The 25956-nt window shown below is 67.9% G+C and carries 24 protein-coding genes; 14 read left to right on the top strand and 10 right to left on the bottom strand.

Annotated features, from left to right (window positions below):
* Positions 1–38 precede the first annotated feature (38 nt).
* Positions 39–1133 (top strand): redox-regulated ATPase YchF, encoded by a 1095-nt coding sequence (ychF, locus tag CY652_RS16515; protein ID WP_102131781.1) that lies wholly within the window; start codon positions 39–41, stop codon positions 1131–1133.
* Here the strand turns inward: ychF and CY652_RS24895 are convergent.
* Positions 1130–1420, bottom strand: a complete 291-nt coding sequence (locus CY652_RS24895) for a hypothetical protein (protein WP_258002338.1) — start codon at positions 1418–1420, stop codon at positions 1130–1132. The two genes, ychF and CY652_RS24895, sit on opposite strands and share 4 nt — an antisense overlap.
* Positions 1421–2395: 975 nt before the next feature.
* Between CY652_RS24895 and ettA the strand changes: the two genes are divergently transcribed.
* Positions 2396–4063 (top strand): energy-dependent translational throttle protein EttA, encoded by a 1668-nt coding sequence (gene ettA / locus CY652_RS16500; RefSeq protein ID WP_102131779.1) that lies wholly within the window; start codon positions 2396–2398, stop codon positions 4061–4063.
* 45 nt (positions 4064–4108) lie between these two features.
* Here the strand turns inward: ettA and CY652_RS16495 are convergent, their stop codons facing one another.
* Positions 4109–5926 (bottom strand): aminopeptidase P family protein, encoded by a 1818-nt coding sequence (locus CY652_RS16495; RefSeq protein WP_102131778.1) that lies wholly within the window; start codon positions 5924–5926, stop codon positions 4109–4111.
* Between the two features lie 19 nt (positions 5927–5945).
* Complete coding sequence (locus tag CY652_RS16490) at positions 5946–6257, bottom strand: hypothetical protein (protein WP_374703667.1); 312 nt, start codon at positions 6255–6257, stop codon at positions 5946–5948.
* A gap of 413 nt (positions 6258–6670) precedes the next feature.
* Between CY652_RS16490 and hemA the strand changes: the two genes are divergently transcribed.
* The 6 genes from hemA (at position 6671) to CY652_RS16460 (ending at position 12153) form a co-directional block, all read left to right on the top strand.
* Positions 6671–7984, top strand: a complete 1314-nt coding sequence (hemA, locus tag CY652_RS16485) for a glutamyl-tRNA reductase (RefSeq protein ID WP_102131777.1) — start codon at positions 6671–6673, stop codon at positions 7982–7984.
* 117 nt (positions 7985–8101) lie between these two features.
* Positions 8102–9184 (top strand): peptide chain release factor 1, encoded by a 1083-nt coding sequence (gene prfA, locus CY652_RS16480; protein WP_102131776.1) that lies wholly within the window; start codon positions 8102–8104, stop codon positions 9182–9184.
* Positions 9185–9189: 5 nt separating this feature from the next.
* Positions 9190–10056, top strand: coding sequence for a peptide chain release factor N(5)-glutamine methyltransferase (gene prmC, locus CY652_RS16475; protein ID WP_102131807.1), 867 nt, complete (start codon positions 9190–9192; stop codon positions 10054–10056).
* A 123-nt stretch (positions 10057–10179) separates the two neighbouring features.
* Positions 10180–10491 (top strand): Grx4 family monothiol glutaredoxin, encoded by a 312-nt coding sequence (grxD, locus tag CY652_RS16470; RefSeq protein WP_102131775.1) that lies wholly within the window; start codon positions 10180–10182, stop codon positions 10489–10491.
* Positions 10492–10570: 79 nt separating this feature from the next.
* Complete coding sequence (locus tag CY652_RS16465) at positions 10571–11176, top strand: UbiX family flavin prenyltransferase (RefSeq protein ID WP_102131774.1); 606 nt, start codon at positions 10571–10573, stop codon at positions 11174–11176.
* Between the two features lie 176 nt (positions 11177–11352).
* Positions 11353–12153, top strand: coding sequence for a DODA-type extradiol aromatic ring-opening family dioxygenase (locus tag CY652_RS16460; protein WP_102131773.1), 801 nt, complete (start codon positions 11353–11355; stop codon positions 12151–12153).
* 127 nt (positions 12154–12280) lie between these two features.
* Here CY652_RS16460 and CY652_RS16455 read toward each other — a convergent pair whose 3' ends face one another.
* Together CY652_RS16455 and CY652_RS16450 are read right to left on the bottom strand one after the other, a co-directional pair.
* On the bottom strand, positions 12281–13873 hold the full coding sequence (locus CY652_RS16455; protein WP_102131772.1) for an APC family permease: 1593 nt from the start codon (positions 13871–13873) through the stop codon (positions 12281–12283).
* Positions 13870–14070: a hypothetical protein gene (locus CY652_RS16450; protein ID WP_102131771.1), complete on the bottom strand. Its 201-nt coding sequence runs from the start codon at positions 14068–14070 to the stop codon at positions 13870–13872. The genes CY652_RS16455 and CY652_RS16450 overlap by 4 nt, the downstream gene beginning before the upstream one ends.
* Positions 14071–14307: 237 nt before the next feature.
* Here CY652_RS16450 and CY652_RS16445 point away from each other — a divergent pair, with 237 nt between their 5' ends.
* Positions 14308–14511, top strand: coding sequence for a cold-shock protein (locus tag CY652_RS16445; RefSeq protein WP_102131770.1), 204 nt, complete (start codon positions 14308–14310; stop codon positions 14509–14511).
* A gap of 171 nt (positions 14512–14682) precedes the next feature.
* On the opposite strand, the gene CY652_RS16440 is transcribed toward CY652_RS16445, so the two are convergent.
* The 3 genes from CY652_RS16440 to CY652_RS16425 all read right to left on the bottom strand — a co-directional run bounded on the left by CY652_RS16440 (position 14683) and on the right by CY652_RS16425 (position 18129).
* On the bottom strand, positions 14683–15942 hold the full coding sequence (locus CY652_RS16440; RefSeq protein ID WP_102131769.1) for an Hsp70 family protein: 1260 nt from the start codon (positions 15940–15942) through the stop codon (positions 14683–14685).
* A 184-nt stretch (positions 15943–16126) separates the two neighbouring features.
* Complete coding sequence (locus CY652_RS16430) at positions 16127–16729, bottom strand: nitroreductase family protein (protein ID WP_180970645.1); 603 nt, start codon at positions 16727–16729, stop codon at positions 16127–16129.
* A 116-nt stretch (positions 16730–16845) separates the two neighbouring features.
* The gene (locus CY652_RS16425) at positions 16846–18129 is read right to left on the bottom strand and encodes an MFS transporter (protein ID WP_102131767.1); all 1284 of its coding nucleotides are present in this window, start codon (positions 18127–18129) and stop codon (positions 16846–16848) included.
* A gap of 143 nt (positions 18130–18272) precedes the next feature.
* Here CY652_RS16425 and CY652_RS16420 point away from each other — a divergent pair, with 143 nt between their 5' ends.
* Both CY652_RS16420 and CY652_RS16415 read left to right on the top strand, forming a co-directional pair.
* Entirely contained in the window at positions 18273–18929 is a 657-nt protein-coding gene (locus CY652_RS16420) for a TetR/AcrR family transcriptional regulator (protein ID WP_102131766.1), read from the top strand.
* Between the two features lie 14 nt (positions 18930–18943).
* Positions 18944–19540, top strand: coding sequence for a DUF1415 domain-containing protein (locus tag CY652_RS16415; RefSeq protein ID WP_102131806.1), 597 nt, complete (start codon positions 18944–18946; stop codon positions 19538–19540).
* Positions 19541–19558: 18 nt separating this feature from the next.
* Here the strand turns inward: CY652_RS16415 and CY652_RS16410 are convergent, their stop codons facing one another.
* Positions 19559–20389 (bottom strand): class I SAM-dependent methyltransferase, encoded by an 831-nt coding sequence (locus tag CY652_RS16410; protein ID WP_102131765.1) that lies wholly within the window; start codon positions 20387–20389, stop codon positions 19559–19561.
* Positions 20390–20822: 433 nt separating this feature from the next.
* On the opposite strand from CY652_RS16410, the gene CY652_RS16405 reads away from it, so the two are divergent.
* Positions 20823–21143 (top strand): DNA-binding protein, encoded by a 321-nt coding sequence (locus tag CY652_RS16405; RefSeq protein WP_102131764.1) that lies wholly within the window; start codon positions 20823–20825, stop codon positions 21141–21143.
* Between the two features lie 33 nt (positions 21144–21176).
* On the opposite strand, the gene CY652_RS16400 is transcribed toward CY652_RS16405, so the two are convergent.
* A complete protein-coding gene (locus CY652_RS16400; protein WP_102131763.1) occupies positions 21177–22328 on the bottom strand; it encodes a methyltransferase in 1152 nt (383 codons plus the stop codon).
* A gap of 344 nt (positions 22329–22672) precedes the next feature.
* Here CY652_RS16400 and acpA point away from each other — a divergent pair, with 344 nt between their 5' ends.
* Together acpA and CY652_RS16390 are read left to right on the top strand one after the other, a co-directional pair.
* Positions 22673–24427, top strand: coding sequence for an acid phosphatase (gene acpA / locus CY652_RS16395; RefSeq protein ID WP_102131762.1), 1755 nt, complete (start codon positions 22673–22675; stop codon positions 24425–24427).
* Between the two features lie 122 nt (positions 24428–24549).
* Positions 24550–25908: a metallophosphoesterase family protein gene (locus CY652_RS16390; RefSeq protein ID WP_102131761.1), complete on the top strand. Its 1359-nt coding sequence runs from the start codon at positions 24550–24552 to the stop codon at positions 25906–25908.
* Positions 25909–25956: the final 48 nt, after the last annotated feature.

The raw sequence follows: 25956 nt of genomic DNA, 5'->3' as shown, positions 1-25956 counted from the left end.
GGCGCACGTCGCCACCCGATTTACATGCAGAGAAATCCATGAGCCTCCAATGCGGCATCGTCGGCTTGCCCAACGTCGGCAAGTCCACCCTGTTCAACGCGCTGACCAAGGCGGGCATCGCGGCCGAGAACTATCCGTTCTGCACGATCGAGCCGAACGTCGGCGTGGTCGAGGTGCCGGACCCGCGCCTCGCGGCGCTCGCCGAAATCGTCAAGCCCGAGCGCGTCCTGCCGGCCGTGGTCGAATTCGTGGACATCGCCGGGCTCGTCGCGGGCGCGAGCAAGGGCGAGGGGCTCGGCAACCAGTTCCTCGCGAACATCCGCGAAACGGACGCGATCACGCACGTCGTGCGCTGCTTCGAGGACGAAAACGTGATTCACGTGGCGGGCAAGGTCGATCCGCTCTCCGACATCGAAGTCATCAACACCGAGCTCGCGCTGGCCGACCTCGGCACGGTCGAGAAGGCGTTCACGCGCTATACGAAGGCCGCGAAGTCGGGCAACGACAAGGAAGCGGCGAAGCTCGTCGCCGTGCTCGAGAAGGTCCGCGCGCAACTCGATCAGGCGAAGCCCGTGCGCGCGCTCGACCTCACCGACGACGAAAAGGCGCTCCTCAAGCCGTTCTGCCTCATCACCGCGAAGCCGACCATGTACGTCGCCAACGTGAAGGAGGACGGCTTCGAGAACAACCCGCACCTCGACGCGATCCGCCGGTACGCCGAGGCCGAGAAGTCGCCCGTCGTCGCCGTGTGCGCGGCCATCGAGGCCGAAATCGCCGACCTCGCCGACGAGGACAAGACGGTCTTCCTCGCCGACATGGGCATGGACGAGCCGGGCCTCGACCGCGTGATCCGCGCGGCGTTCAAGCTGCTCGGCCTGCAGACCTACTTCACGGCCGGCGTGAAGGAAGTTCGCGCCTGGACGATCCACGTCGGCAACACCGCCCCGCAGGCGGCCGGCGTCATCCATACCGACTTCGAGCGCGGTTTCATCCGCGCGCAAACCATCGCGTTCGACGATTTCGTCGCCTACAAGGGCGAGCAGGGCGCGAAGGAAGCGGGCAAGATGCGGGCGGAAGGCAAGGAATACGTCGTGCACGACGGGGACGTGATGAATTTTCTGTTTAACGTCTAGTCTCCGCTCCTGTCCTGAATCGAGAACCGGAAGGGGATCTCCGGCTCAGCGAACCGGAGGCGGATCTCGTCAGGGTCAGGGGTCGGGACGAAGTGCCTATCCTCGAACGAGTAATACGACACCAGCAGGCCGATTCGAGACGCCTGCGCATCGTCGGGCAAATAGCGGTTCCGCGGAAAGGCGAACCGCCCGTCTTTCGTCTCAACTACGGCCCGGCACGACGAAAGCAGGCCGGGTAAATGCAGAAACGGCGCCCGGCCTTTCGGTGCCAGTGGATCGACCAGCAAGTAGATTTGCGTGTGCCGACCGGCGTCACCGGATCCATGCTGTCTCCTTGCATGCAGAGAACCGCGGGACGGGCATTCGTCCGCGGAACGAGGAACACGTCGGCCGTTGGCGGGTAGAGATCCGATGCATGCTCCACCGGAAAGGTCCCCGCCCTCGCATAGCGATAGACCCTGCCGTTGACCGTCACGCGATTCCCAGCAAGGGCGATATGCACCGGTCGGCCGCCCAGAACGGCTTGCAGTTCCGTATGAAGGGATGGTTCGCCCCGGAAAGATTAAGCGACACCGGAGTTCGACTTGATCGGATCGCCCCGGAACACGACACCTGGCCTGGCGACATAAAAGGCGTCGTAGCTTTCGTAGGTTTCAGCCGCGCGAGTGCCGTCCGCGAGAATCGCCAATATGACCAGGACGAAGCAAAATCTCATCGGTATGACTTTCCCCCGGTAGCCTTCAGATAGTCCGGGTTGTGGGGCGCGGCTCCTTCGGGGCAACGAACCCTTCGCGCCGGCATGCGGTGCAATACGTTTTCATGTAAAGCGTGGCAATTTCCACGCGCAGAGGCAGATTCAAGCAGATGACGGTCTGCAACCCCTCAATGATCCTTGCATGACAAGCGTCGGTACGCGACGCGATCGCCATGATTGTGTCGACCTGTTCTGGCGACTGACATGATCGCAAACACTGAGGCCGGCCCGCATTCAGCAAATATGGGCCCTCTACGAATCGCTCATGATTCAAATCAGGGGCAGGGAATAACGACGATCAGGCCGATGGCCTTCGATTCCACACCGAAAACCCACTGCATCGACCGGCACGAGCCACCCCGATAAAAACGACAGCGTGTCCCCTCGACACACGCCTGCGCGTCGCGCCCCTTACAATAGCAATTCCAGTCCGGCGGCCGGGCTCTTGCGCCCACGCAGGCCGTCCGGCTTTCTCCGCGTTTCGTTCCCGTTTTCACTCGACACCCACATGGCCCAATACGTCTTCACCATGAACCGGGTCGGCAAGATCGTGCCGCCCAAGCGCCAGATACTGAAAGACATTTCGCTGTCGTTCTTCCCCGGCGCGAAAATCGGCGTGCTCGGCCTGAACGGGTCGGGCAAGTCCACGCTCATCAAGATCATGGCCGGCGTCGACAAGGACATCGAAGGCGAAGCGACGCCGATGCCGAACCTGAACATCGGCTATCTGCCCCAGGAACCGCAGCTCGACCCGCAGAAAACGGTACGCGAAGCCGTCGAGGACGGGCTCGGCGACGTGTTCAGCGCGCAGAAGAAGCTCGACGAGATTTACGCGGCCTACGCCGAACCCGATGCCGACTTCGACGCGCTCGCCGCCGAGCAGGCGAAATACGAGGCGATCCTCGCGACGTCCGACGGCGGCAGCCCCGAGCAGCAGCTCGAAATCGCCGCCGACGCGCTGCGCCTGCCGCCCTGGGACGCGAAGATCGAGCATCTGTCGGGCGGCGAGAAGCGCCGCGTCGCGCTGTGCAAGCTGCTGCTCGAAAAGCCCGACATGCTGCTGCTCGACGAGCCGACCAACCACCTCGACGCCGAATCGGTCGACTGGCTCGAACAGTTCCTCACGCACTTTCCGGGCACGGTGGTCGCCGTCACCCACGACCGCTACTTTCTCGACAACGCCGCCGAGTGGATTCTCGAGCTCGACCGCGGCCACGGCATTCCGTGGAAAGGCAACTACAGTAGCTGGCTCGACCAGAAGGACGAGCGGCTGAAGCAGGAAGAAGCGTCGGAATCGGCACGCCAGAAGGCGATCAAGAAGGAACTGGAGTGGGTGCGCCAGAACCCGAAGGGGCGCCAGGCGAAGTCGAAGGCGCGGATCGCGCGCTTCGAGGAACTGTCGAGCCAGGAATACCAGAAGCGCAACGAGACGCAGGAAATCTTCATTCCGGCCGGCGAGCGTCTCGGCAACGAGGTCATCGAGTTCAAGAACGTCAGCAAGTCCTACGGCGACCGGCTGCTCATCGACGACCTGAGCTTCCGGATTCCGGCCGGCGCGATCGTCGGCATCATCGGGCCGAACGGCGCCGGCAAATCGACGCTGTTCCGCATGCTGACGGGCCAGGAGCAACCCGACTCCGGCGAAATCGTGATGGGACCGACGGTGAAGCTCGCCTACGTCGACCAGAGCCGCGACGCGCTCGATGCGGGCAAGACCGTGTTCGAGGAAATCTCGGGCGGCGCGGACGTGCTCGCCGTCGGCAAATACGAAACGCCCTCGCGCGCCTACATCGGCCGCTTCAACTTCAAGGGAGGCGACCAGCAGAAGATCGTCGGCAACCTCTCGGGCGGCGAGCGCGGGCGGCTGCATCTCGCGAAGACGCTAATCTCGGGCGGCAACGTGCTGCTGCTCGACGAACCGTCGAACGATCTCGACGTCGAAACGCTGCGGGCGCTCGAAGACGCGCTGCTCGAATTCGCCGGCTCGGTCATGGTGATCTCGCACGACCGCTGGTTCCTCGACCGGATCGCGACGCACATCCTCGCGTTCGAGGGCGATTCGCAGGTGACGTTCTTCGACGGCAACTACCAGGAATACGAGGCCGACAAGGTGAAGCGCCTGGGCGAGGAAGCGGCGCGGCCGAAGCGGCTGCGCTACAAGCCGATCAGCCGGTAAAAGCCGATGGCGAAGGGGCGGCCCGCGAATGCGGGCCGCTTTTTGTCAGATCGGTTGCGTGCGCGCCTCGAGCCAGGTTTTCGCGTCGCCCGAGACGTGCGGCGAGACGCGCCGGCGCACGGTCTCGTGATAGGCGTTCAGCCACGCGCGCTCGTCCTCGCGCAGGAGCGCGGTCTCGATGCAACGCGTGTCGATCGGGCACAGCGTGAGCGTCTCGAACTTCAGGAAGTCGCCTAACGCGGTCTGCCCGGCCGCCACGTTCAGCACGAGGTTCTCGATGCGCACGCCCCACTGGCCCGGCCGGTAGACGCCCGGCTCGACCGACGTGATCATCCCCTCCTCCATCGCCGTCCAGGGCTCGGCGCTCGCGTAGTGCGAGATGACTTGCGGCCCTTCGTGGACGTTCAGGAAGTAGCCGACGCCGTGCCCGGTGCCGTGGCCGTAGTCGGCGCCCGCCTCCCAGATCGGCGCACGCGCGATCGCGTCGAGCATCGGCGAGCGCACGCCGCGCGGAAACTGCGCGCGCGAGAGCGCCATCATCCCCTTGAGCACCACCGTGAAGTCGCGCCGCTCGTCGTCGGTCGGCACGCCCACCGGCACGACGCGCGTGATGTCGGTCGTGCCGTCGAGATACTGGCCGCCCGAATCGATGAGCAACAGGCCGTCGCCTTCGATCCGGGCATGCGATTCGCGCGTCGCGCGATAGTGAGGCATCGCGCCGTTCGCATTGAAGCCCGCGATGGTGCCGAAGCTCGGCGACACGAAGCCCGGACGCCGCGCCCGCGCGGCGGTGAGCCGTTCGTCCACAGTCAGTTCCGTGACGGTCTCGCGGCCGAGCGCGCTTTCGAACCAGGCGAAGAATTCGGCCAGCGCGGCGCCGTCCTGCTCCATCGTCGCGCGCACGTGCTGCGCCTCGTCGGACGTCTTGCGCGACTTGAAGAGCGTGGTCGGGTTGATCGCCTCGACCACCTTCACCGCGGCCGGCACAGCCTGCAGCAGTCCGAACGTCGTGCGCCGCGGGTCCAGCAGCAAGGCCGCGCCGGCCGGCAGCGCGGCCAGCGCGGCCGGGGCCTGCGCGTAAGGCGCGATGCGCACGCCGTCGCGCGCGAGCGCTGCCGCGAGCGCCGAGGGCACCTTGCCGTCGGCGACGAACAGCATCGCCTCGTCGAAGCCGATCAGGGCATGCGCGACGAACACCGGGTTGTAGTTGACGTCGGCGCCGCGCAGATTGAAGAGCCAGGCGAGGTCGTCGAGCGTCGAGATGAAATGCCACTGCGCGCCCTTTTCCCGGAGTGCGCGGCGCAGCCGGTCGAGCTTGTCCGCGCGACTCGCGCCCGGATACGGCGCGGCGTGCTCGTAGACGGGCTCGAGCGGCAGCGCCGGCCGTCCCGTCCAGATGCTTTCGAGCAGATCGAGATCGGTGCGCAGCGTCACGCCGCCGGCCGTCAGCGCGTCGGCCAGCGTGCGCGCCGTCGCGACGCCGAGCACGGTGCCGTCCACGGCGACGACGCTGCCCGCCGGCACGTTCCGCGCGAGCCAGTCGACCGGTGCCTGCGCCGGCGGCTGGCCGACGGCGACCTTCATCAACTGCACGCCGGTGCCCGCGAGCTGATGCTCGGCCTGCACCCAGTAGCGGCTATCCGCCCAGACGCCCGCGAACGCCGCCGTCACAACCAGTGTGCCGACCGATCCCGTGAAGCCGGACAGCCACTGCCGCCCCTGCCAGCGGGCCGGCAGATACTCGGACAGATGCGGGTCGGCGGACGGCACGAGGCAGGCGTCGACGCCCTCGCGCGCCATCGCCGCGCGCAGGAACGCGATCCGCTCGGAAGCCGGCGGGGGATCGGGAAGTCGGGCATTCATGGTTTCACCTGGAAGGAATTCATGGACGGGACCGAAGCCCCAACATCAAGGTCACGGCAAGCAGCGCGGCGGCGGTGCAGGCGGGCCACTCGAGCACGTCGCCGTCGGCAAAGGCGCCGGTCGCGCCGCCCGCGAACCTGGCGAGCGCCGCGCCCGCGAGGCCCGCCGCCACGGCGAGCGCCAGCGCGCCCCGCCCGCGCACGCGCGGCGGATACAGCCACCAGCCGGCCCAACCCACCGCCACGCCGAGCACGATAATCCCGATCCAGCCCATCAGCGCACCGTCCGGATCGGGCGCGACGGTATCCGGACGGCATCGCTCGCCGCGCAAGCTGGCATCTCTATCTCATTAATGTAGCGGTATTTCACTGCTTGCCGAAAGATCGGTCCTGTGCCCGTTACCGGGGCCGGTTGAGTGTAGGGGGGTGAGGCGAGCAAGACAAGCGGACAAGGTGAACGAAGCCCGCATTACCCGCCATCAAAATGGGGAAACATTATATGGCGGCATTACGACGCAGGTTGTCGGCGTCCGGCATCCGGTCGGTCCGCCGATGGCCGGGCACGAGAGACCGTCCCAAAACCGCCCACAGGCCGCCACGGCGCCCCACAGGGCCATTACGGGCCCCTGCGACGGAGCCGGTGCGCGGGAACGCCTGGCCAAAGCCCGAATCCGCCGATGTGGCAGCCGACCATGCCGAATTCGCGGAAAAGTTATAATACGGCCCATAATTCAGGCCCCACCGTATGCAGCTCTTAACGATCGGAATCAATCACCACACCGCGCCCGTCGCCCTGCGCGAACGCGTGGCGTTTCCGCTCGAACAGATCAAGCCTGCCCTCGTCACCCTCCAGGAAGCCTGGTCCGGCCGGCGCGCGCTCAACGCGCCGGAAGCCGCGATTCTCTCCACCTGCAACCGCATGGAGCTCTACTGCGCGACGGACGACCATGCCTCGCGCGACGCCGCCGTGCAGTGGCTCGCCCAGTATCACCGGATCGACGAGGCGGAGTTGGCGCCGCACGTCTACATGCTGCCGCAGTCCGAAGCAGTGCGCCACGCGTTCCGCGTCGCCTCGGGGCTCGACTCGATGGTGCTCGGCGAAACGCAGATTCTCGGCCAGATGAAGGACGCGGTGCGCACCGCGTCCGAGGCCGGCGCGCTCGGCACCTACCTGAACCAGTTGTTTCAGCGCACCTTCGCGGTGGCGAAGGAAGTGCGCGGCACGACCGAAATCGGCGCGCAGTCGGTGTCGATGGCCGCAGCGGCCGTGCGGCTCGCGCAGCGCATCTTCGAGAAGATTTCGACCCAGCGCGTGCTGTTCATCGGCGCGGGCGAGATGATCGAACTCTGCGCCGCGCACTTCGCGGCCCAGCAGCCGCGCGAGCTCGTCGTGGCCAACCGCACCGCCGAGCGCGGGCGCTACGTCGCGCAGCGCTTTGGCGGCCAGTCGATCCCGCTCTCCGAGCTGCCCGCGCGGATGCACGAGTTCGACATCATCGTCTCGTGCACCGCCTCGACGCTGCCCATCATCGGCCTCGGCGCAGTCGAGCGCGCCGTCAAGGCGCGCCGCCACCGTCCGATTTTCATGGTCGATCTCGCCGTGCCGCGCGACATCGAGCCCGAAGTCGGCCAGCTCGAGGACGTATTCCTCTACACCGTCGACGACCTCGGCGCGATCGTGCGCGAAGGCAACGCGTCGCGCCAGGCGGCCGTCGCGCAGGCCGAGACGATCATCGAAGCGCGCGTACAGAACTTCATGCAGTGGCTCGACTCGCGCAGCATCGTGCCCGTCATCCGCCACATGCACACCCAGGCCGACGCGCTGCGCCGCGCCGAGCTGGAACGCGCGCGCAAGATGCTCGCGCGCGGCGACGATCCCGCGGCCGTGCTCGAGGCGCTCTCGCAATCGCTGACCAACAAACTGATCCACGGTCCGACGCACGCGCTGAACCAGGCCGGCAGCGAAAACCGCGACTCGCTCATCGAACTGATGAGCGGCTTCTACCGGCATCCCGGTTCGTCGGGCCCATCGGGCTCGTCCGGTTCGTCCGGCCATTAGCGGCGCTCGCCGCGCATCGGCACGCCCGCGCGATCCGATTCCGCAAGGCGCGCCTCCCCGAGGCTTCCCGCCTCGCCTTCCCCGACATTTTTTCCGGCGCAGCCCGGAACCGCCCCGATGAAAACGAGCATGCAAGCCAAGCTCGACCAGCTCACCACGCGACTGGCCGAACTGACCGATCTGTTGAGCCGCCCGGACGTCACCGGGAACATCGACCAGTACCGCAAGCTCACGCGCGAGCACGCGGAGCTCGAACCCGTCGTCGAGCACTACGCGCGCTGGCGCGGCGCGAAAAGCGACGAGGCGGCGGCCGGAGAACTGCTCGCCGACGCCTCGATGCGCGCGTTCGCCGAAGAGGAGGTGAAGAGCGCGCGCGAACGGATGGCGCAACTGCAGGCCGATCTGCAGAAAATGCTGCTGCCGAAGGACCCGAACGACGACCGCAACATCTTCCTCGAAATCCGCGCGGGCACGGGCGGCGACGAATCGGCGCTGTTCGCGGGCGACCTGCTGCGCATGTACCTGCGCTATGCGGAGCGCAACGGCTGGCAGGCGGAGATGATGTCGGCGAGCGAATCGGACCTCGGCGGCTACCGCGAAGTGATCGTGCGGATCGCCGGCGACGCGGCCTATTCGAAGCTCAAGTTCGAGTCGGGCGGCCATCGCGTGCAGCGCGTGCCGGCCACCGAAACCCAGGGCCGCATCCACACGTCCGCCTGCACCGTCGCGGTGATGCCCGAGGCCGACGAGATCGGCGAGGTCGAGATCAATCCCGCCGATCTGCGGATCGACACGTTCCGCGCCTCGGGCGCCGGCGGCCAGCACATCAACAAGACCGATTCGGCCGTGCGCGTCACGCACCTTCCGACCGGCATCGTGGTCGAGTGCCAGGACGACCGCTCGCAGCACAAGAACAAGGACCGCGCGCTGAAGGTGCTCGCCGCCCGCATCAAGGACCGGCAGTATCAGGCGCAGCACGCGCAGGAAGCGGCGACGCGCAAGAGCCTCGTCGGCTCGGGCGACCGCTCGGAACGCATCCGCACCTACAACTTCCCGCAGGGGCGCCTGACCGATCACCGGATCAACCTGACGCTGTACCGCCTCGACGCGATCATGGACGGCGACCTCGGCGAGCTGATCGCCGCGCTCGTCAGCGAGCATCAGGCCGAACAGCTCGCCCTGCTCGGCGACGCGGAGTGACGGCGATGCCGGCCGACGACCGGGACGAGGAGCCGGCACCCAACGCGGCGGCGCTGCTGCGTGCCTCGCCGTTGCCGCCGCTCGAAGCGCGCGTGCTGCTCGCCCATGCGCTCGGCTGGCGGCGCACCGAGCTGATCACACGCGGCGACGAGGCGCTCGATACGCAAAGCGTCGAGCGGTTTCGCGCGATCGAGGCGCGGCGCGTGCGCGGCGAGCCCGTCGCGCAACTAGTCGGCGCGCGCGAATTCTACGGACTCGACTTCGAAGTCACGCCGGACGTCCTGATCCCGCGGCCCGAAACCGAATTGCTGGTCGAAACCGCGCTCGACGCGGTACGCGATCTCGCCCGGCCCCGGCTGCTCGATCTCGGCACCGGCAGCGGCGCGATCGCCGTGGCGATCGCTTCGGCGCGCCCCGACGCCCGCCTCTGGGCCGTGGACCGCGCCGCCGCCGCGCTCGCCGTCGCGGCGCGCAACGCGGCCCGGCTGCTGACCGGCGACCGCCCCGGCGGCGCGCCGGCCTTCGCGCACGGCGACTGGTACGACGCGCTCGATCCCGAACTGCGCTTCGAGGCGATCGTCAGCAATCCCCCCTATATCGCCCGCAACGACCCTCACCTGCTGGCCGGCGACCTGCGCTTCGAGCCGCGCGGCGCGCTCACCGACGAGGCCGACGGCCTCGCCGCGCTGCGCGCGATCGTCGCCGGCGCGCCGGGCCGGCTCGTGCCCGGCGGTGCGCTCTGGATGGAGCACGGCCACGACCAGGCCGCCGCCGTGCGCGCGCTGCTCGAAGCGCACGGCTTTGCCGGCGTGGGCTCGAAGCGCGATCTGGCGGGCATCGAGCGGATCAGCGGCGGAACCTGGGCGGGATGACGCCCGCCGCCGGGCCGTCCTGAAACGGCCTCCGGGCGACTTCGGGACGCCCGGCCCCGTCGGACGAAATCCGCTATCATTTCATCCTGTTTCGTATCAATACCCGCATACGCAAGGTCAGCCATGGACACTCAACAGCGCATCAAGCAGATCGTCGACGAAAACGCCGTCGTGCTCTTCATGAAGGGCAACGCGCAATTTCCGATGTGCGGCTTCTCGGGCCGCGCGGTGCAGATCCTGAAGGCCTGCGGCGTCGACCAGTTCAAAACCGTCAACGTGCTCGAGGACGATGAGATCCGCCAGGGCATCAAGGCGTTCTCGAACTGGCCCACCATCCCGCAGCTTTACGTGAAGGGCGAGTTCGTTGGCGGCTCGGACATCATGATGGAGATGTACCAGAACGGCGAACTCCAGCCGCTCTTCGCCGCGGCTTGACGCGTCCGGCCTCCGGCCGCGCCGCTTCTCCCGCCTTGCCTTCCGCCGCCTTGCCCGCTCCCGCGCCGGGACGCCGCCCGTGAGCCCGCCCAACCCTGCCCAGCCGCGCCGGCTGATCGTCGCGATCACCGGCGCCACGGGCGCGATCTACGGCGTGCGCGCGCTCGACCTGCTGCGCCGCCAGGGCGGCATCGAGACCCATCTGCTGATCTCGCCCGCCGGCTGGCTCAACATCCGGCACGAGCTGGGCCTCGCGAAAGACGATCTCCATCCGCGCGCCGACGTCGTCCACTCGGTGCGCGACGTCGGCGCGAGCATCGCCTCGGGCTCGTTCGCGACCGACGGCATGATCGTCGCGCCCTGCTCGATGAAAACGCTCGCCAGCATCGCGCACGGCCTGTCCGACAACCTGATCGCGCGCGCCGCCGACGTGACGCTCAAGGAACGCCGCCGCCTCGTGCTGCTCGTGCGCGAAACGCCGCTGAACCTCGCCCATCTGCGCAACATGACGGCCGTGACCGAAATGGGCGGCGTGATCTTCCCGCCCTTGCCCGCGTTCTACAACCAGCCGGGCTCGATCGACGAAATGGTCGATCACACGATCGCGCGCGCGCTGGACCTGTTCGCGCTCGGGCCGGCGCGCGCGCCCGCCTGGCCGGGGCTGCGCGGCGAAGGCGACGCCTGAAGTTCGCCGGCCGCGACCGGTGGAGCGATGAGCGGCTCCGCCGCGCGGAATATTCGGCATTACCAACCACGGCGAAGCAATCAAATCCGGAAGTGCCCGTTTAATTCGTCCGAATCGGCCTCTATAGTTCAGTCGAACCGAATCGAACCGGCCGCCGACGCCGCGGCCCGACCGCCATGCCCCAGACTTCCACCCGCCTGCCCGCCCTTTTTCTGTCTCACGGCGCGCCCACGCTGCCGATCGATCCGTCGCTGCCGTCCGCCGGCTTCGCGGCGTTGTCCGCCCGGCTGCCACGCCCGGAGGCCGTGCTGATGCTGTCCGCGCACTGGGGCACGTTGCAGCCGGCGGTCAGTACCGCCAGCGAGCCCGAGACGATTCACGACTTCTACGGATTTCCGCGCGCGCTGTACGAGATCCGCTATCCGGCGCCGGGCGCGCCCGACGTGGCGCAACGCGCCGCCGCCCTGCTCGGCGCCGGGGGGTTCGCCGTCGATGCCGAACCGCACGGCCTCGACCACGGCGCGTGGGTGCCGATGCTGCTCATGTTCCCGGACGCCGACGTACCGGTCGCGCAGCTCTCGATCCAGCCGCGTGGCGACGCGGCCCATCACTTCCGGCTGGGCCGCGCGTTGCGGGCGCTGCGCGACGAGGGCGTCATGGTGATCGGGTCCGGACAGATCACGCACAATCTGCGCGCCGCCGACTTCTCCGCGCGACCCGAGGACGCCGACCCTCACGTCGCCGAATTCACCGGCTGGTTCGAGGACCGCCTGCGCGAGCGCGACCTGGACGCGCTGCTCGACTACCGCCGCCGCGCGCCGCATGCGCAATGGATGCATCCGACCGACGAGCATCTGCTGCCGGTGTTCGCGGCCCTCGGCGCGGCCGACGACGACTACGGGCTGACCATACAGTCGCTCGGCACCTACCAGCGCGCGCTCGCAATGACGAACTACGTGTTCGGCGCGCCGACCTGAACTTGAGCCCGCCCGCCGGCCTCGCCGGACGCAGGCGTAAAAAAACCGCCTGAACGAAACCATTCAGGCGGTTTTTTCGTTTCTGCCGGAAAAACCGGCATGGACCCGAAGGCCCGATGCCGCGAAATCAGGCGCCGAAACCCTCGAGAATCTCGTCGTGCGTTTCGCGTTCCTCGAGGTATTCCGAGCGATACCCCGAATGCACGCCCCAGTAATAGAACACGAGCGCGAACACGGCCACGACCAGCATGTCCCAGCCGTACGGAATCAGGTTGCTGCCGCCGAACTGCTTGCTGCCGATCAGCGAGAGCACCGCCATGCCGGGCAGGTAGGCGATGAGCCACCATGCGGCTTTCAGGTCGCGGCCCCAGCCGGTCCAGCCCGACTTGCCCTGGAAGTAGAAGTACACGGGCAGCGCAACGACCATCAGCAGGATGATCTCGCCCGTGAGCGGCCACTTCGCCCAGTAGAGGATCAGCGATGCGCAGACGAACGCGAACGGCGCAATGATCTTCATGCCCGGCACGTGCAGCGGACGATCGAGGTCCGTGGCCGCGCGCTTGAGCGCCATCAGGCTGATCGGGCCGGTCAGGTAGGAGATCACCGTCGCCACCGAGATGACCGCCGCGAGCGAACTCCAGCCGCGGAAAAAGAACAGGAACACGAACGAGACGATGAGGTTGAACCACATCGCCTGACGCGGCACGCCGTAGAACGGGTGCACGTTGCCGAAGATCTTCGGCATCGTGTTGTTGCGCTCCATCGCGTAGATCATGCGCGTGGTCGTCGCCATGTAGGTCGTGCCGGTGCCGCTCGGGCTCACGAACGCGTCGACGTAGAGCAGGATGGCGAGCCAGTTCAGGTTCAGCGCGATGGCGAGTTCCGCGAACGGCGACTTGAAGTTGAACTGGTTCCAGCCCTTCAGCACGTCGGCGGGGCTGACGGCGCCAATGTAGGCGATCTGCAGCAGCACGTAGATGACGAGCGCGATCACGATCGAGCCGATCACCGCGAACGGCACGCTGCGCGACGGGTTGCGCGCCTCGCCGGCGAGGTTGATCGGGCTCTGGAAGCCGTTGAACGCGAACACGATGCCGCTCGTCGCGACGGCGGTGAACACCGCCGACCAGCCGTAAGGCGCGAACGAGCCGGCGTCGCCGAAGTTCTCGTGGTGGAAGCTCGTGCCCATGAGGCCCGCGATCGTCAGGGCGGGAATCACGAACTTGAAGACCGTGATGCCGGCGTTCGCATGCGCGAACAGCTTCACGCCCCAATAGTTGAGCATGAAGTAGATGATCACGAGTATCGCCGACAGCAATAGCCCTGTCGTGGTCAGCGATCCGTTGACGAAGAGCGCATGCGCCCAGGGGTACGGCCAGGTGCTCATGTACTGGATCGACGCCTCGGCCTCGATCGGAATGACCGAGACGATGGCAATCCAGTTGGCCCAGGCGCTGATGAAGCCCACGAGCGCGCCGTGCGAGTAGCGCGCGTAGCGCACCATCCCGCCCGATTCCGGGAACATCGCCCCGAGTTCTGCGTAGGTCAGCGCGATGGCCAGAATCACGACCGCGCCGATCACCCATGCGCAGACGGCGGCGGGACCGGCAATCTTGGCCGCCCGCCAGGCGCCGACCAGCCAGCCCGACCCGATAATCGAGCCGAGCCCGGTGAACATCAGCGCGAACGGCCCGATGTTCCGTTGAATAGAACTTTTCACGTCATCTCCTGTATCGAAAGCAGCGATACCACGCCTCCCGTCTGATGGATGGCCGGGCGGGATTCGCGCAGCGGTAGCACCTGCACGCGCAAGCGTCGCTCCTCGTGGGTGCAACTCTCGCGCGGCGCGTAGTTTAACGGCTGCACCAGAGGGATGTCGCCAAAAATTCGCCCGATCCGCAAAAAAGTCGGCACCATGACAAACGCGGCGCAGGAGATTCGACCGTACGATAAAAACACCAACCCGGGAGACTCCCGGTTGACCTTCCTGTCGAATAGCCGTATAACGTGCGGGCAGGATTTCAAGTGGCGAGTGTGAATTGGTCTTCGTGGTCGCCCATCAACGGTACACCGGCTGGTCCTATTACCCCCTTCCTTGATTTTCGTGCACACCTTTTGGGCTTCGGCCCTTTAATTCATCTTTAGGAAAGTAATATGGAAACCGGTACCGTCAAGTGGTTCAATGACGCAAAGGGCTTTGGCTTCATCACCCCGGACGGCGGCGGAGAAGATCTGTTCGCGCATTTCTCTGAAATTCGCGTTGAAGGCTTCAAGACGCTGCAGGAAAACCAGAAGGTTCAGTTCGAAGTGAAGACTGGCCCGAAGGGCAAGCAGGCCGCGAACATCAAGCCGGTGTAAGCGTCCCGCTCTTCGCGCCCTGCCGGGCGCGAGACCCGTCTTACCGGAAAAACCCCATGCTTCCTCGCGGAAGATGGGGTTTTTTGTTGGGCCGCCCGGAATCGGGCAAGCCAGCTTTTTGGCGGCAAAGCGGTCGTCTGGCGCCGCAGCGCGTTTTTTCGCGCCCGGGCGTCAGCCGAAAATCCGCCGGGCGTGAATGCCGAGGCCCGTCGCCACGCTCGCGAGGCGATCGCCGAACACGGGCTGCGCGTGGCCGAACGCGGCAGCAATGGCCTGCGTCAGGAAAACAAGGCCCGTCGAGCCGCCCGTGAAGTACAAGGCGCCGACGTCGCCGGCCGCCACGCCGGCCGCCTGCACCGTGTCGCGCGCGGCCTGCACGATGCGGCGGGTTTCCTCGAGGCCCGCCTCGACGAGTTGCGCCTCGTCGAACGCGAGGCTCAGCCCGGTCTCGACGGTCTCGAGATCGATCAGCGTCTCGCCGCCCGCCGCCACGCCGATCTTCGCCTCCTCCGCGCGCGCGGTGAGCGCGTGCCCGAAACGCTGCTCGACCACGCGCATGAGCCGGTCGTGATGGCGCGTATCGGGGTAGAGATGGCGCATGAGCCGCAACTCGGCCACGCGCTTCGGCGTGTAGATCGTGTTGATCAGATGCCAGGTCGCGAGATCGAAATAGACCCGGTTCGGCACCTCGCGCCCCTCCGGATCGAGCGACTGGTAGCCGAGCTCGCGCAGGATCGTCGCCAGCTCGACGCGGCGGTCGAAGTCGGTGCCCGCCACGTGCACGCCGTGATGGGCGAGCACGTCGTCCTTGCGTTCGAGGCGCCCCATGCGCTGCGGCCCGACCCGGACCAGCGAAAAGTCCGACGTGCCGCCGCCGATGTCGGCCACGAGCACGAGCCCTTCCGCGCTCAGCCGCGACTCGTAGTCGAACGCCGCCGCAATAGGCTCGTACTGGAACTGGATCTCGCCGAATCCGACCGAGCGCGCCGCGTCTTCCAGCTGGCGCTGCGCGAGTTCGTCGGCGCGCGGATCGTCGTCGACGAAGAACACCGGGCGGCCCAGCACCGCGCGCGCGATCGGTCCGCCCGCGCAGGCCTCGGCGCTGCGCTTCAGGTGCTCGAGGAAGATCGCGATGATCCCGGTGTAGCGCATCGCGCTGCCGTCGCCGAGATCGGTCGTGCTTTGCGCGAGCGGCGAGCCGAGGATGCTTTTCATCGAGCGCATCAGGCGCCCGTCGTAGCCGTCGACGTAGGCCTCGAGCGCAGCCCGCCCGAACGCGCGGGTGTGCTCGTCGGTATTGAAGAACACGGCCGTCGGCAGCGTCAGGTGGGCGCCCTCGACCGGCGCGAGCCGCAGCCCGTTGCCGGCGTCCGCGGGCAGGGCCACCGCCGAATTGGAGGTTCCGAAGTCGATCGCGCAGCAGGAGGTCATGGCAGGGGGCTCGCCGCACACCGCGTGCGCGGACCCGGGCAAGGAGCGGAAAAGGAGCGGCTTTTTATCACGAAAGCGCGGCCCGCGGCAACGGCCGCGCCCGGACGCGACAGCGCAGCCGGGCACGCGCGCTCATGCGCGCCGGCCCCCAGGACGCGCGAGCGCCCGAGCGGCCGGCACGACGTCAGGCTCCCGCGAACGGCTTTTTCCATCCGCCCTCGTAGGCAATCTCCGCGACCGGCGCGCGGCTGCGCTCGGACTTCTCGCGCTCGCGCAGCACCGGTTCGAGCTTCTCGATGTCGCCGTAATGGCCGATCGAGATGATCGCGAGTACGTCCACGTCGGCCGGAATCGCGAACTCGGCGCGAAACGCGTTCACGTCGACGCCGCTCATCTCGTGCGCGGCCAGCCCCAGCGCGTGCGCCTGCAGCACGAGCGCCATCGCGGCCGCGCCGGTGTCGTACTGCGCGGTGCGGTTCGGCTCGCCCTTCGCGGTCAGCGTCTGCGCCGTCACGGCGATCAGCACCGAGGCCGGCGCGTTCCATTGCTGATTGAACGGCACGAGCGTCGCGAACGCACGCTTGAACGCGGTCTCGTCGCTCGAGCGGTCGAACACGATGAAGCGCCACGGCTGCATGTTGTAGGCGGACGGCGCCCAGCGCGCCGCCTCGAGCACCGCGCGAATCGCGTCGCGGCCGACCGGCTCGTTCGAGTACGCGCGCGGGCTCCAGCGACCGGCGATCAGCTCATGAATGGGGACGACGGTGGGAGCGGGTTTGTGCATGATGCGCGTCTCTCTTCTGATAGATAGCGGGCGGAATGCCCGGGCGCATAGCATAACCGGCCAATGTGAAACACGCAGAATCGCGGCGCGAAGCCGTGCCGCGCGCGGCGCGACGCGCGTCAGGCCGCCTGTTCGGACGCGACGCGCGAACCGCGATTGATCCGCAGCACGAGCAGCGCCCCGACGAGACACAGGCCGCCCGAGATCATCGACGCCACCGTATAGGTGCCGAGGCTCGCGCGCAGCAGCCCCGCGCCGAACGCCGCGAACGCGGCGCCCAACTGGTGGCCCGCCACGATCCAGCCGAACACGATGGGCGCGCGCTCCTTGCCGAAGACGTCGGCGGTGAGCCGCACCGTCGGCGGCACGGTCGCGATCCAGTCGAGCCCGTAGAACACCGCGAAGATCGGCAGGCCGAAGAAGTCGATGCCGAAGGCATGCGGCAGGTAGATCAGCGAGAGCCCGCGCAGCCCGTAATACCAGCACAGCAGCACGCGGCTGTTGAACCGGTCCGAGAGCCAGCCCGAGAGCGTGGTGCCGAACAGGTCGAAAACGCCCATCGTCGCGAGCAGCGAGGCGCCCTGCACTTCGCTCAGGCCGTGGTCGCTGCACATCGCGATCAGGTGCGTGCCGATGTAGCCGTTGGTGCTCGCGCCGCAGATGAAAAAGCTGAAGAAGAGCAGCCAGAAGTCGCGCTGGCGGATCGACGAAAACAGCGCGCCGAAGGCGATCGCCAGCGGGTTGCCCTGCGGCTCGGGCGACGCCGGCGGCGCGTCGTGCGCCTCGCCGTACCGGCGCTGCCGGACGTCGTGCGGCCGCTCGGGCAGCAGCAGCGCGACGAGCGGCAGCACCAGCGCGGCGGCGGCGGCCACGACGAGCACCACGGCCTGCCAGCCGTACTTCTGCACGATCGCGGCGAGCAACGGCAGGAACACGAGTTGGCCCGTGGCCGAACTCGCCGTGAGAATGCCCATCGCGAGACCGCGGTGCGTCGTGAACCAGCGCGTCACCACCGTCGCCGAAAGCGAAAGCGCCGCGACGCCCGTGGCGCCGCCGACCAGCACGCCCCAGATCAGGATCATCTGCCACGGGTGGCGCATGAGCGCCGAGAATGCGACGCCCACGGCCACGAGGCCGAGCGCCGCGAGCACGGTCGGCCGCACGCCGAAGCGCTGCATCGCCGCCGCCGCGAACGGACCCATGAGGCCGTAGAGTGCGATGTTGACGGAGATGGCGAGCGAGATCGTCGCGCGGCTCCAGCCGAATTGATGCTCGAGCGGCAGCATCATCACGCTCGGCGTCGCCCGCGTGCCGGCCGCCGCCAGCAGCACGAGGAACACCACCGCCACCACGAGCCAGCCGTAGTGGAACCGCCCGCCGATCGTCCTCACCGCCCAGTTCATCGATACTCTCCGCTACACCGGCGCCGACGCGCGTCGCGGTGGGGGTTGTCTATTGTGACTACCCGGTAACAAATGGAGTTGCGATAGTAGTTACCGCTCGGTAACATGTCAAGCGTTCCGTCCTTTTCGAACCCGCAGCCCCCATGACCACCCACGACGACACCCCGGCGCCCGGCGCGCGCCGCGTCACCGCCGCCGGCGCGCGCGCGCAGGAACATCTGCTGCGCGCCGCGGATCAGCTTTTCTACCGGGAAGGCGTGCGCGCGGTCGGCGTCGATGCCGTCGTCGAGCTGGCCGGCGTCAACAAGATGAGCCTGTACCGGCAATTCTCGTCGAAAGACGCGTTGGTCGCCGCGTATCTGAAGCGCGCCGACCAACGGTTCTTCGAGCGCCTCGAGACCAGCGTCGCGAAGCATCCGGGCGAGCCGGTCAGGCAGCTCAACCAGTATTTCGCGGACCTCGTGCAGCGGGCGTCCGCCGCCGACTACCGCGGCTGCCCGTTCGCGAACGTCGCGACGGAGTTTCCGGACGCGGCGCACCCGGTGCGCCGCCTCGTGGCCGACAACAAGGCGCGCCTCGCTGCGCGGCTCGAAGCGCTCGCCGACGCGGCCGGCGCCGCGGCGCCGGCCGCGCTCGCGCAGGCGTTGCTGCTGCTGATCGAAGGGGTCTACGCGGCGAGCCAGACCTGCGGGCCCGGCAGCGGCCCGATTCTCGCGGCGCCGGCCGTCGCCGCGCGGCTGATCGCCGATGCCTGCGAAAACGCGCTTGCCGGCGACGAAGCCGGCAAGCGGCCGCAATGACGACGAGCACGACGATGCCTGAAGACGAAAACGACGGTTCGCGCGACGGCACGGTCGACGCCGCCGACGGCGAGATCGTCCGCGCGACCCGCCACTGGCTCGAACGCGCCGTGATCGGCCTGAACCTGTGTCCGTTCGCGAAAGGCGTGTACGTGAAGAACCAGATCCGCTATGCGGTCAGCGACGCGACCGACCTGCCCGGCGTGCTGACCGATCTCGAAGCGGAATTGCGCCGGCTCCAACAGGCCGACGCGGCCGACCTCGACACGACGCTGCTGATCCTGCCGCGCGCGCTCGCGGACTTCCCCGACTTCAACGACTGCCTGCATTTCGCCGACCGGCTGCTCGGGCAACTGGGCCTCGAAGGCACGCTGCAGATCGCGAGCTTCCACCCGCGCTATCAATTCGCGGGCACCGCGCCCGACGACATCGAGAACTACACGAACCGCGCGCCGTACCCGATCCTGCATCTGCTGCGCGAAGCCAGCATCGAGCGCGCGGTCGAGGCGTTTCCCGACGCCGCCGACATCTACGAACGCAATCAGCAAACGCTGCGCGAACTCGGCCTCGACGGCTGGCGCGACTGGATGCGCCCGGCGGACAAGCCCTGATTCGGGCGGCCCGCGCGCTCAGGCCTCGACGAAGAACCGCTCGCGCAACTCGTCGATGCCGAGCGTCCCGAGGATTTCGTCGAGCCGCTCCGCCGGGCGGCGGCGCGGCAAGTCCCGGTACTGGGCGACGATCAGCTCGTTTTTCATCGAATGCTCCCAGCCGACGAGCTCCGTCACGCTCACCTGGTAACCGTGGGCCTCCAGTTGCAGGCAGCGCAGCACGTTCGTGATCTGGCTGCCGAACTCGCGCGTGTGCAGCGGATGGCGCCAGATTTCCGTCAGCGCGCTACCGAGCGACTTGCCCTTGTTGCGGCGCAGGACGCCCGCCACCTCCGCCTGGCAGCACGGCACGACGACGACGTAGCGCGCCGCCTTCTTCAGCGCGAAGCGGATCGCGTCGTCGGTGGCCGTGTCGCAGGCATGCAGCGCCGTCACGATGTCGACGGCGGGCGGCAGCCGGTCCGACGCGATGGAGTCGGCCACCGAAAGGTTCAGGAACGACATGCCCGCGAAGCCGAGCCGCTGCGCGAGCGCGCGCGACTTTTCGACGAGCTCGTCGCGCGTCTCGATGCCGAAAATATGCGAACCGTCGTGCAGCGACTTGAAAAAGAGGTCGTACAGGATGAACCCGAGGTACGACTTGCCGGCTCCGTGATCGACGAGCGTTACGTTACGTCCGTCGCTTTTCAGCTCCCGGAGTAACGGCTCGATGAACTGGAACAGGTGGTAGACCTGCTTGAGCTTGCGGCGACTGTCCTGGTTCATCTTGCCGTCGCGCGTGAGGATATGAAGCTCCTTGAGGAGTTCGATCGACTGGTCGGGACGGATTTCGTAGGTCTTGCTGGACATCGTGGAATGGGCCGTGGAGCGCCGGATGCGCACCGAACGTGCGACAGGCGACGGAACAATGAGAAACTCGATGGCATTGTACGAAAAAGCGCCGCGGGTCCGGCAGGATCCGCCGTAAGCGACGCGACGCGCTCGCTTACGGCGCTCGTGGCGAACGCGCGCGAGCGCCGCGATACCCGGGCACGTTTCATGCTGTATTTGCGCATGCGTTGCATGCCGCCGTGTCCGGGCCCGGCACCCGATACGGGGATAGGCAAACGACGCGGGGGCGGCGGCCCCCGATGCCGGAGGACCGACAGAGACGCCGCAGCCGGTGCGCGGCGAGGCATGGCAGGCCGCGCCGGTTGCGCCGGCAAAGCCTGCGGCAGTCAGTCAATCTGCGGCCTGAATACCCGCTTCGGCGGGATCTCGCACGACCGCATATGGGACGGCAATGGACACCCTACCCGACGGAAACACCGAGCAGAAATTCCGCGCGCTGATCGAGAAGCTGCTGACGAAGCCGGAGTGGACCGAAAAGCAGCAGATCGAGCTGGAAATGGCGCGCGACATCTCGATCGAGATGCTGCGGCTCGCGGAGCAGATGCGCGACGCCGCCGCCGACCTCGAAACCTGCCTGACGCTGCTCAAGTACGCGAAGGTACTCGACTTCGTCATGTCGTCGCTCGCGGCGCGCCGTGACATCAAGCCCCAGACGCTGCGCGTCATCTTCAAGCTGGCCGGCCTGACGATCGACGAAGCCTATCCGGGCTGACGCGCGCACCTTTCGGGCTCGCGCGCGGCCGATTCAGGCCGGCCGCGCCCGCAGCCGCCACAGCGACGTGACTTCCGCGGCGCGCGCGCCGTGCAGCGGATCGGACGGATCGTCGGCCTTCGGATGGCGCGGCCGGATGTCGTCTCGGCCGATCACCTCGAGCCCCGAGCGCGCGATGGCCCCGACGAGCGTCTCGCGCGTGCGCAGCCCCAGATGCTCGGCCAGGTCCGAGAGAATCAGCCAGCCCTCGCCGCCCGGCTCCAGATGCGCGGCAAGCCCGTCGAGAAAGCCGAGCAGCATGCGGCTGTCGGGATCGAACACCGCGTACTCGACCGGCGACGACGGTCGCGCCGGCACCCACGGCGGATTGCAGACGACGAGCGGCGCGCGGCCTTCGGGAAAGAGATCGGCGGCGACCACCTCGACGCGATCGGCATAGCCGAGACGCGCCAGGTTCTCGCGCGCGCAGGCCAGCGCGCGCGGGTCCTGGTCGGTCGCCACGATCCGCCGCACGCCGCGCGCGGCCAGCACGGCCGCGAGCACGCCCGTGCCCGTGCCGACGTCGAACGCCAGCTCCGGCGACGGCAGCGGCGCGCGCGCGACGAGATCGACGTACTCGCCGCGCACCGGAGAAAACACCCCGTAGTACGGATGGATGCGCGCGTTCAGCGCGCCGATCTCGACCCCCTTCTTGCGCCATTCGTGCGCCCCGACCAACCCGAGCAACTCCCGCAGCGACACCGCCGACGCCGCGCCGTCCGCCCGCCCCCAGGCTTCCTCGCAGGCCTCGCGAAGATCCGGCGCGCGGCGCAGCGCGATCGAGTAGTCGCCTTCGAGCACGATCAGCAGCATGCCGAGCGTGCGAGCGCGCTGTGCCTGGCCTTGCCGGTGCAGATGGAACGCCTCGAGCGGCGCAGACGCGCGCTTGGGCGGCTTGCGCTGGGCCCGGCGCGACATGGCCTGGAGCAACTGGCGCGCGTTCTGGAAATCGCCCTGCCAGACGAGCGCCGTGCCTTCGCAGGCGAGCCGGTAGGCCGCGTCGGCCGTGGTGCGGTCGTCGGCCGGCACGGCGCGTTTCGGCGCGGGCACGCCCGCCTCCGAGCGCCAGCGGACGCCGTGGGCGCCGCGCTCGTCGGACCAGGCGAGCGTCGGCGAAGCGGAAATCGGTGCGGCGGGATCGGTCATGGATGCATTCGGAAAGCCGGCGAGGCCGGCGCAGACGCCATCATAGAGTACCGGGCAGGCGCCGCCGCCGTGCCGAACGTGCCGAACGTGCCGAGCGCGCCGAGGGGTCGCCTGACGCGCGAGGGCCGGAGCAGGAACCGAAGCGGGGCCAACCCGGACAAAGCGGCAGGAACGTCCGCGCCATCCGGCCTCTGTCAAAAAAATGTCATCGCCCGTCCGCAAAGATATGGCCCCGTGAGCAGCCGGCACGCATCATCCATCATCCGCTCCAGCCATGCGGCGCCCAGGCGCCGCGCAACCCCTTTCGGGTCACGCCCCGCCGACCCACCCCACAAGGAAACGACATGACGCAGCAGCCCCCCAAGCCCCCGACTCAGCCCGACGACGCCCCGGCCAGCGAGCCCAATCAGCCCAGCACCAGCCGGCGCTCGTTTCTGACCGGACTTGCCGCGGTCGCGGTCGGCGGCGGCCTCGGCGGCTGCGCCGCGCCCGGCACCCAGACGGGCTCGGGCGGCGCGGGCGGCACGCCGCTCGCCGGCCCCGAGCTCGACCGTGCGCTGCGCGAGAACGTGAAGACGATCGTCGTGATCTACGCCGAGAACCGCAGCTTCAACAACCTGTTCGGCGACTTTCCGGGCGTCGAGCGGCCGCTTTCCTCGCTCAGGCAAGAGGACTACCTCCAGCTCGACCGCGACGGCAAGACCGTCCTGCCGAAGCTGCCGACCGTGCCGGGCGGCTGGCTGCTCAAGGACCAGGTGGCCGACGGCGTGACCTACCGCGCCGGGCTGCAATACCAGACCAACCTGCCCAACGGGCCGTTCGCGCTGCAAGGCCCGAACGGCGAGAACCTGCCGCTTTCGCTCGTCACGCACGACCTCTGGCACGTGTTCTATCAGAACCAGATGCAGATCAACGGCGGCAAGAACAACATGTTCGTCGCCTGGGCCGATTCCGCCGGCTTCACGATGGGCCACTACGAAAACACGAGCTACGACCTGCGGATGTGGGACCTCGCGAGCGAATTCGTGCTCTGCGACAACTTCTTCCAGGGCGCGTTCGGCGGATCGTTCCTGAACCACCAGTACCTGGCCTCGGCCACCGCGCCGCGCTATCCGGACCCGCTCAACAGCATCTCGAAGTTCCAGATCGCCACGACCGTCAGCGGCCGCCCCGACGACCCGAACCTGAAGCCGCTCGAAACCTCGCCCGCGAGCGCGATGGACGGCATCCCCAGGTTCGGCCCGAGCGCGCTCACGCCGCCGGAAACGCTCGCCGACGGCACCGTGCTCAGCTACGGCGTGAACACGATGATGCCGCCCTACGCGCCCACCCCGCTCAAACTCGGCGCCAACGGCGAAGTCGACTTCAGCCTGTCGGAAAACGCCATGGCGCTGGTGCCGCAAACGCACGAGCACATCGGCGACAAGCTCGACCGGCGCGGCATCGACTGGGCCTGGTACGCGGGCGCGTTCCAGGAGACGCTCGACAAGCACGGCGCGAACCTTTCGAACGGCACGCCGGTCATCCCGAACTTCCAGTATCACCACCAGCCGTTCAACTACTTCCGCAACCTCGGCCCCGGCACCGAGGCGCGCGCGAAGCGGCTGCGCGACGGCGGCCTCGGCGACGACGAGAGCACCAACCGCTTTCTCGCCGACGCGCGTGCGGGCAAGCTGCCCGCCGTCACGTTCTACAAGCCGCAGGGCAACCTGAACATGCACGCCGGCTACGCCGACGTCGCCTCGGGCGACCGCCACATCGTGCACGCGGTCAAGGCGCTGCGCGCGAGCCCGCAATGGGAAAACATGGTCGTGATCGTCACCGTCGACGAGAACGGCGGCTGGTGGGATCACGTCGCGCCGCCCAGGGGCGACCGCTGGGGTCCGGGCACGCGCATCCCGACGATGGTCGTCTCGCCGTTCGCGAAGCGGGGCTACGTCGATCACACCGTCTACGACACCGGCTCGATCCTGCGGCTCATCACGCGCGTCTTCCAGCTCGACACGCTCGACGGCCTCAGGCACCGCGACGCGGCCATGGCCTCCCGCGGCCAGACGCCGATGGGCGACCTGACCCACACGCTGAACTTCGGGGCCTGACGTCCCGAGCCGGCCCCAACTGGCCAGCAACCGCAACGAACCGCCCCGAACCGCCCGGCCCGTCCGCGCCGGGCGGCGCGCTGCCGCCTTTCCTTCCCCACCTTGATTGACAAGGAGCCGCCATGGTCACGAAGCGCAAGCGCCCCGAACACGTCCCCGAAGGCCCGTCCGACGGACGCGTGCTCGCCCGCCCCGTGTTCTCGCAACCCCAGCCGACGCCGGACCCTCAGACGTTCGTGATAAAACACGCGTCCGACGCGGCGGCCTACCGGAAAATCGACGAGCTGAACCGCGAGCACAAGATCAAGCCGCTGCCGTTCCCGGCGCCGCGCGGCGGCGCCGAGCCGCGCCTCACGCTGACCGAAGTGATCGGCAACAACGCCGGCCTGATCCAGCAGATCGAGCGCAACGGCCAGATGGTGTTCCACTCCACCGGCGACTGCGGCAGTACGAAGGGGCCGAAGACGCAGAACGAAGTCTCCGACAAGATGGAGAGCGACTTCGACGAACAGGACAGCCGCGAGATCCCGCAGTTCAACTTCCTGCTCGGCGACATCGTCTACAGCTTCGGCGAAAGCCAGTACTACTACGACCAGTTCTACGAGCCCTACCGCGACTACCACGCGCCCATTCTGGCCGTGGCCGGCAACCACGACGGCATGGTCTCGCCGCTGCACCACGAGAAGAGCCTGCAGGCGTTCCTGCGCAACTTCTGCGCCGACTGCTTCGAGGTGTCGCCCGACGCAGGCAACCTCTCGCGCACCGCGCAAATCCAGCCGGGCGTGTTCTTCACGTTCGAGGCGCCGTTCGTGCGCATCATCGCGCTCTACAGCAATACGCTCGAAGACCCGGGCGTGATCGCCGACAAGCAGATCGGCACGAGCCAGCTCGACTTCCTGCGCGCGGCGCTCAAGCGCGTAAAGAAAGAGCGCTACGCCGGCGCGCTGCTGTTCGCGCATCATCACCCGCCCTACGTCGCGCGCGGCCGGCACGGCTGGAGCGTCGAGATGCAGCGGCAGATCGACGAGATCTGCGCGGAGGTCGGCGTGTGGCCGCACGCGGACCTCGCCGGGCACGCGCACAACTACCAGCGCTTCACGCGCGCGCGGCCCGACGGCTCGCAGATTCCGTACATCGTCTGCGGCAACGGCGGACACGCCGTGCAACGCCTGACGCACGGCGGCGAGCCGCCGCTGCGCGCGCCGCAGGTCATCCAGGCCGCCTCGGGCAACGCCGACGAAATCACGCTGGAAAACTACGACGACCAGAACTTCGGATACCTGCGCATCATCGTCAACGACCGGCAACTGCGGATCGAATATCACCCGGCGATCGACGGTTCGCAGACCAAGGCGCCCGACGACTCCGTGACGGTGGACCTGAAGAGCCGCAAGCTCGCGCAGTTCGTCGCGCGCGACACGGGCATGGCCGCGCGCGTCGCCGAGGTCCGCAAGCTCGCGCGCAAGCAGCGCAAGGGCTAGGCGCCGGGGTTGTCGCCGGGGTGTCGCCGGGGTGTCGCCGGGGTGTCG

This window comes from Burkholderia sp. WAC0059, assembly GCF_002870125.1.
Classification (GTDB): Bacteria; Pseudomonadota; Gammaproteobacteria; order Burkholderiales; family Burkholderiaceae; genus Paraburkholderia.
Note: the sequence above shows the minus strand (reverse complement) of the source record. Positions and strands in the feature narration are given on the sequence as shown.

What these genes read in the sequence shown, in the direction of transcription:
- ychF (WP_102131781.1), top strand. Translation starts at nt 39, where the DNA reads ATGAGCCTCCAATGCGGCATCGTCGGCTTGCCCAACGTCGGCAAGTCC.
- ettA (WP_102131779.1), top strand. Translation starts at nt 2,396, where the DNA reads ATGGCCCAATACGTCTTCACCATGAACCGGGTCGGCAAGATCGTGCCG.
- CY652_RS16495 (WP_102131778.1), bottom strand. Translation starts at nt 5,926, where the DNA reads ATGAATGCCCGACTTCCCGATCCCCCGCCGGCTTCCGAGCGGATCGCG.
- hemA (WP_102131777.1), top strand. Translation starts at nt 6,671, where the DNA reads ATGCAGCTCTTAACGATCGGAATCAATCACCACACCGCGCCCGTCGCC.
- prfA (WP_102131776.1), top strand. Translation starts at nt 8,102, where the DNA reads ATGAAAACGAGCATGCAAGCCAAGCTCGACCAGCTCACCACGCGACTG.
- prmC (WP_102131807.1), top strand. Translation starts at nt 9,190, where the DNA reads ATGCCGGCCGACGACCGGGACGAGGAGCCGGCACCCAACGCGGCGGCG.
- grxD (WP_102131775.1), top strand. Translation starts at nt 10,180, where the DNA reads ATGGACACTCAACAGCGCATCAAGCAGATCGTCGACGAAAACGCCGTC.
- CY652_RS16460 (WP_102131773.1), top strand. Translation starts at nt 11,353, where the DNA reads ATGCCCCAGACTTCCACCCGCCTGCCCGCCCTTTTTCTGTCTCACGGC.
- CY652_RS16450 (WP_102131771.1), bottom strand. Translation starts at nt 14,070, where the DNA reads ATGGTGCCGACTTTTTTGCGGATCGGGCGAATTTTTGGCGACATCCCT.
- CY652_RS16445 (WP_102131770.1), top strand. Translation starts at nt 14,308, where the DNA reads ATGGAAACCGGTACCGTCAAGTGGTTCAATGACGCAAAGGGCTTTGGC.
- CY652_RS16440 (WP_102131769.1), bottom strand. Translation starts at nt 15,942, where the DNA reads ATGACCTCCTGCTGCGCGATCGACTTCGGAACCTCCAATTCGGCGGTG.
- CY652_RS16425 (WP_102131767.1), bottom strand. Translation starts at nt 18,129, where the DNA reads ATGAACTGGGCGGTGAGGACGATCGGCGGGCGGTTCCACTACGGCTGG.
- CY652_RS16420 (WP_102131766.1), top strand. Translation starts at nt 18,273, where the DNA reads ATGACCACCCACGACGACACCCCGGCGCCCGGCGCGCGCCGCGTCACC.
- CY652_RS16415 (WP_102131806.1), top strand. Translation starts at nt 18,944, where the DNA reads ATGCCTGAAGACGAAAACGACGGTTCGCGCGACGGCACGGTCGACGCC.
- CY652_RS16410 (WP_102131765.1), bottom strand. Translation starts at nt 20,389, where the DNA reads ATGTCCAGCAAGACCTACGAAATCCGTCCCGACCAGTCGATCGAACTC.
- CY652_RS16405 (WP_102131764.1), top strand. Translation starts at nt 20,823, where the DNA reads ATGGACACCCTACCCGACGGAAACACCGAGCAGAAATTCCGCGCGCTG.
- CY652_RS16400 (WP_102131763.1), bottom strand. Translation starts at nt 22,328, where the DNA reads ATGACCGATCCCGCCGCACCGATTTCCGCTTCGCCGACGCTCGCCTGG.
- acpA (WP_102131762.1), top strand. Translation starts at nt 22,673, where the DNA reads ATGACGCAGCAGCCCCCCAAGCCCCCGACTCAGCCCGACGACGCCCCG.
- CY652_RS16390 (WP_102131761.1), top strand. Translation starts at nt 24,550, where the DNA reads ATGGTCACGAAGCGCAAGCGCCCCGAACACGTCCCCGAAGGCCCGTCC.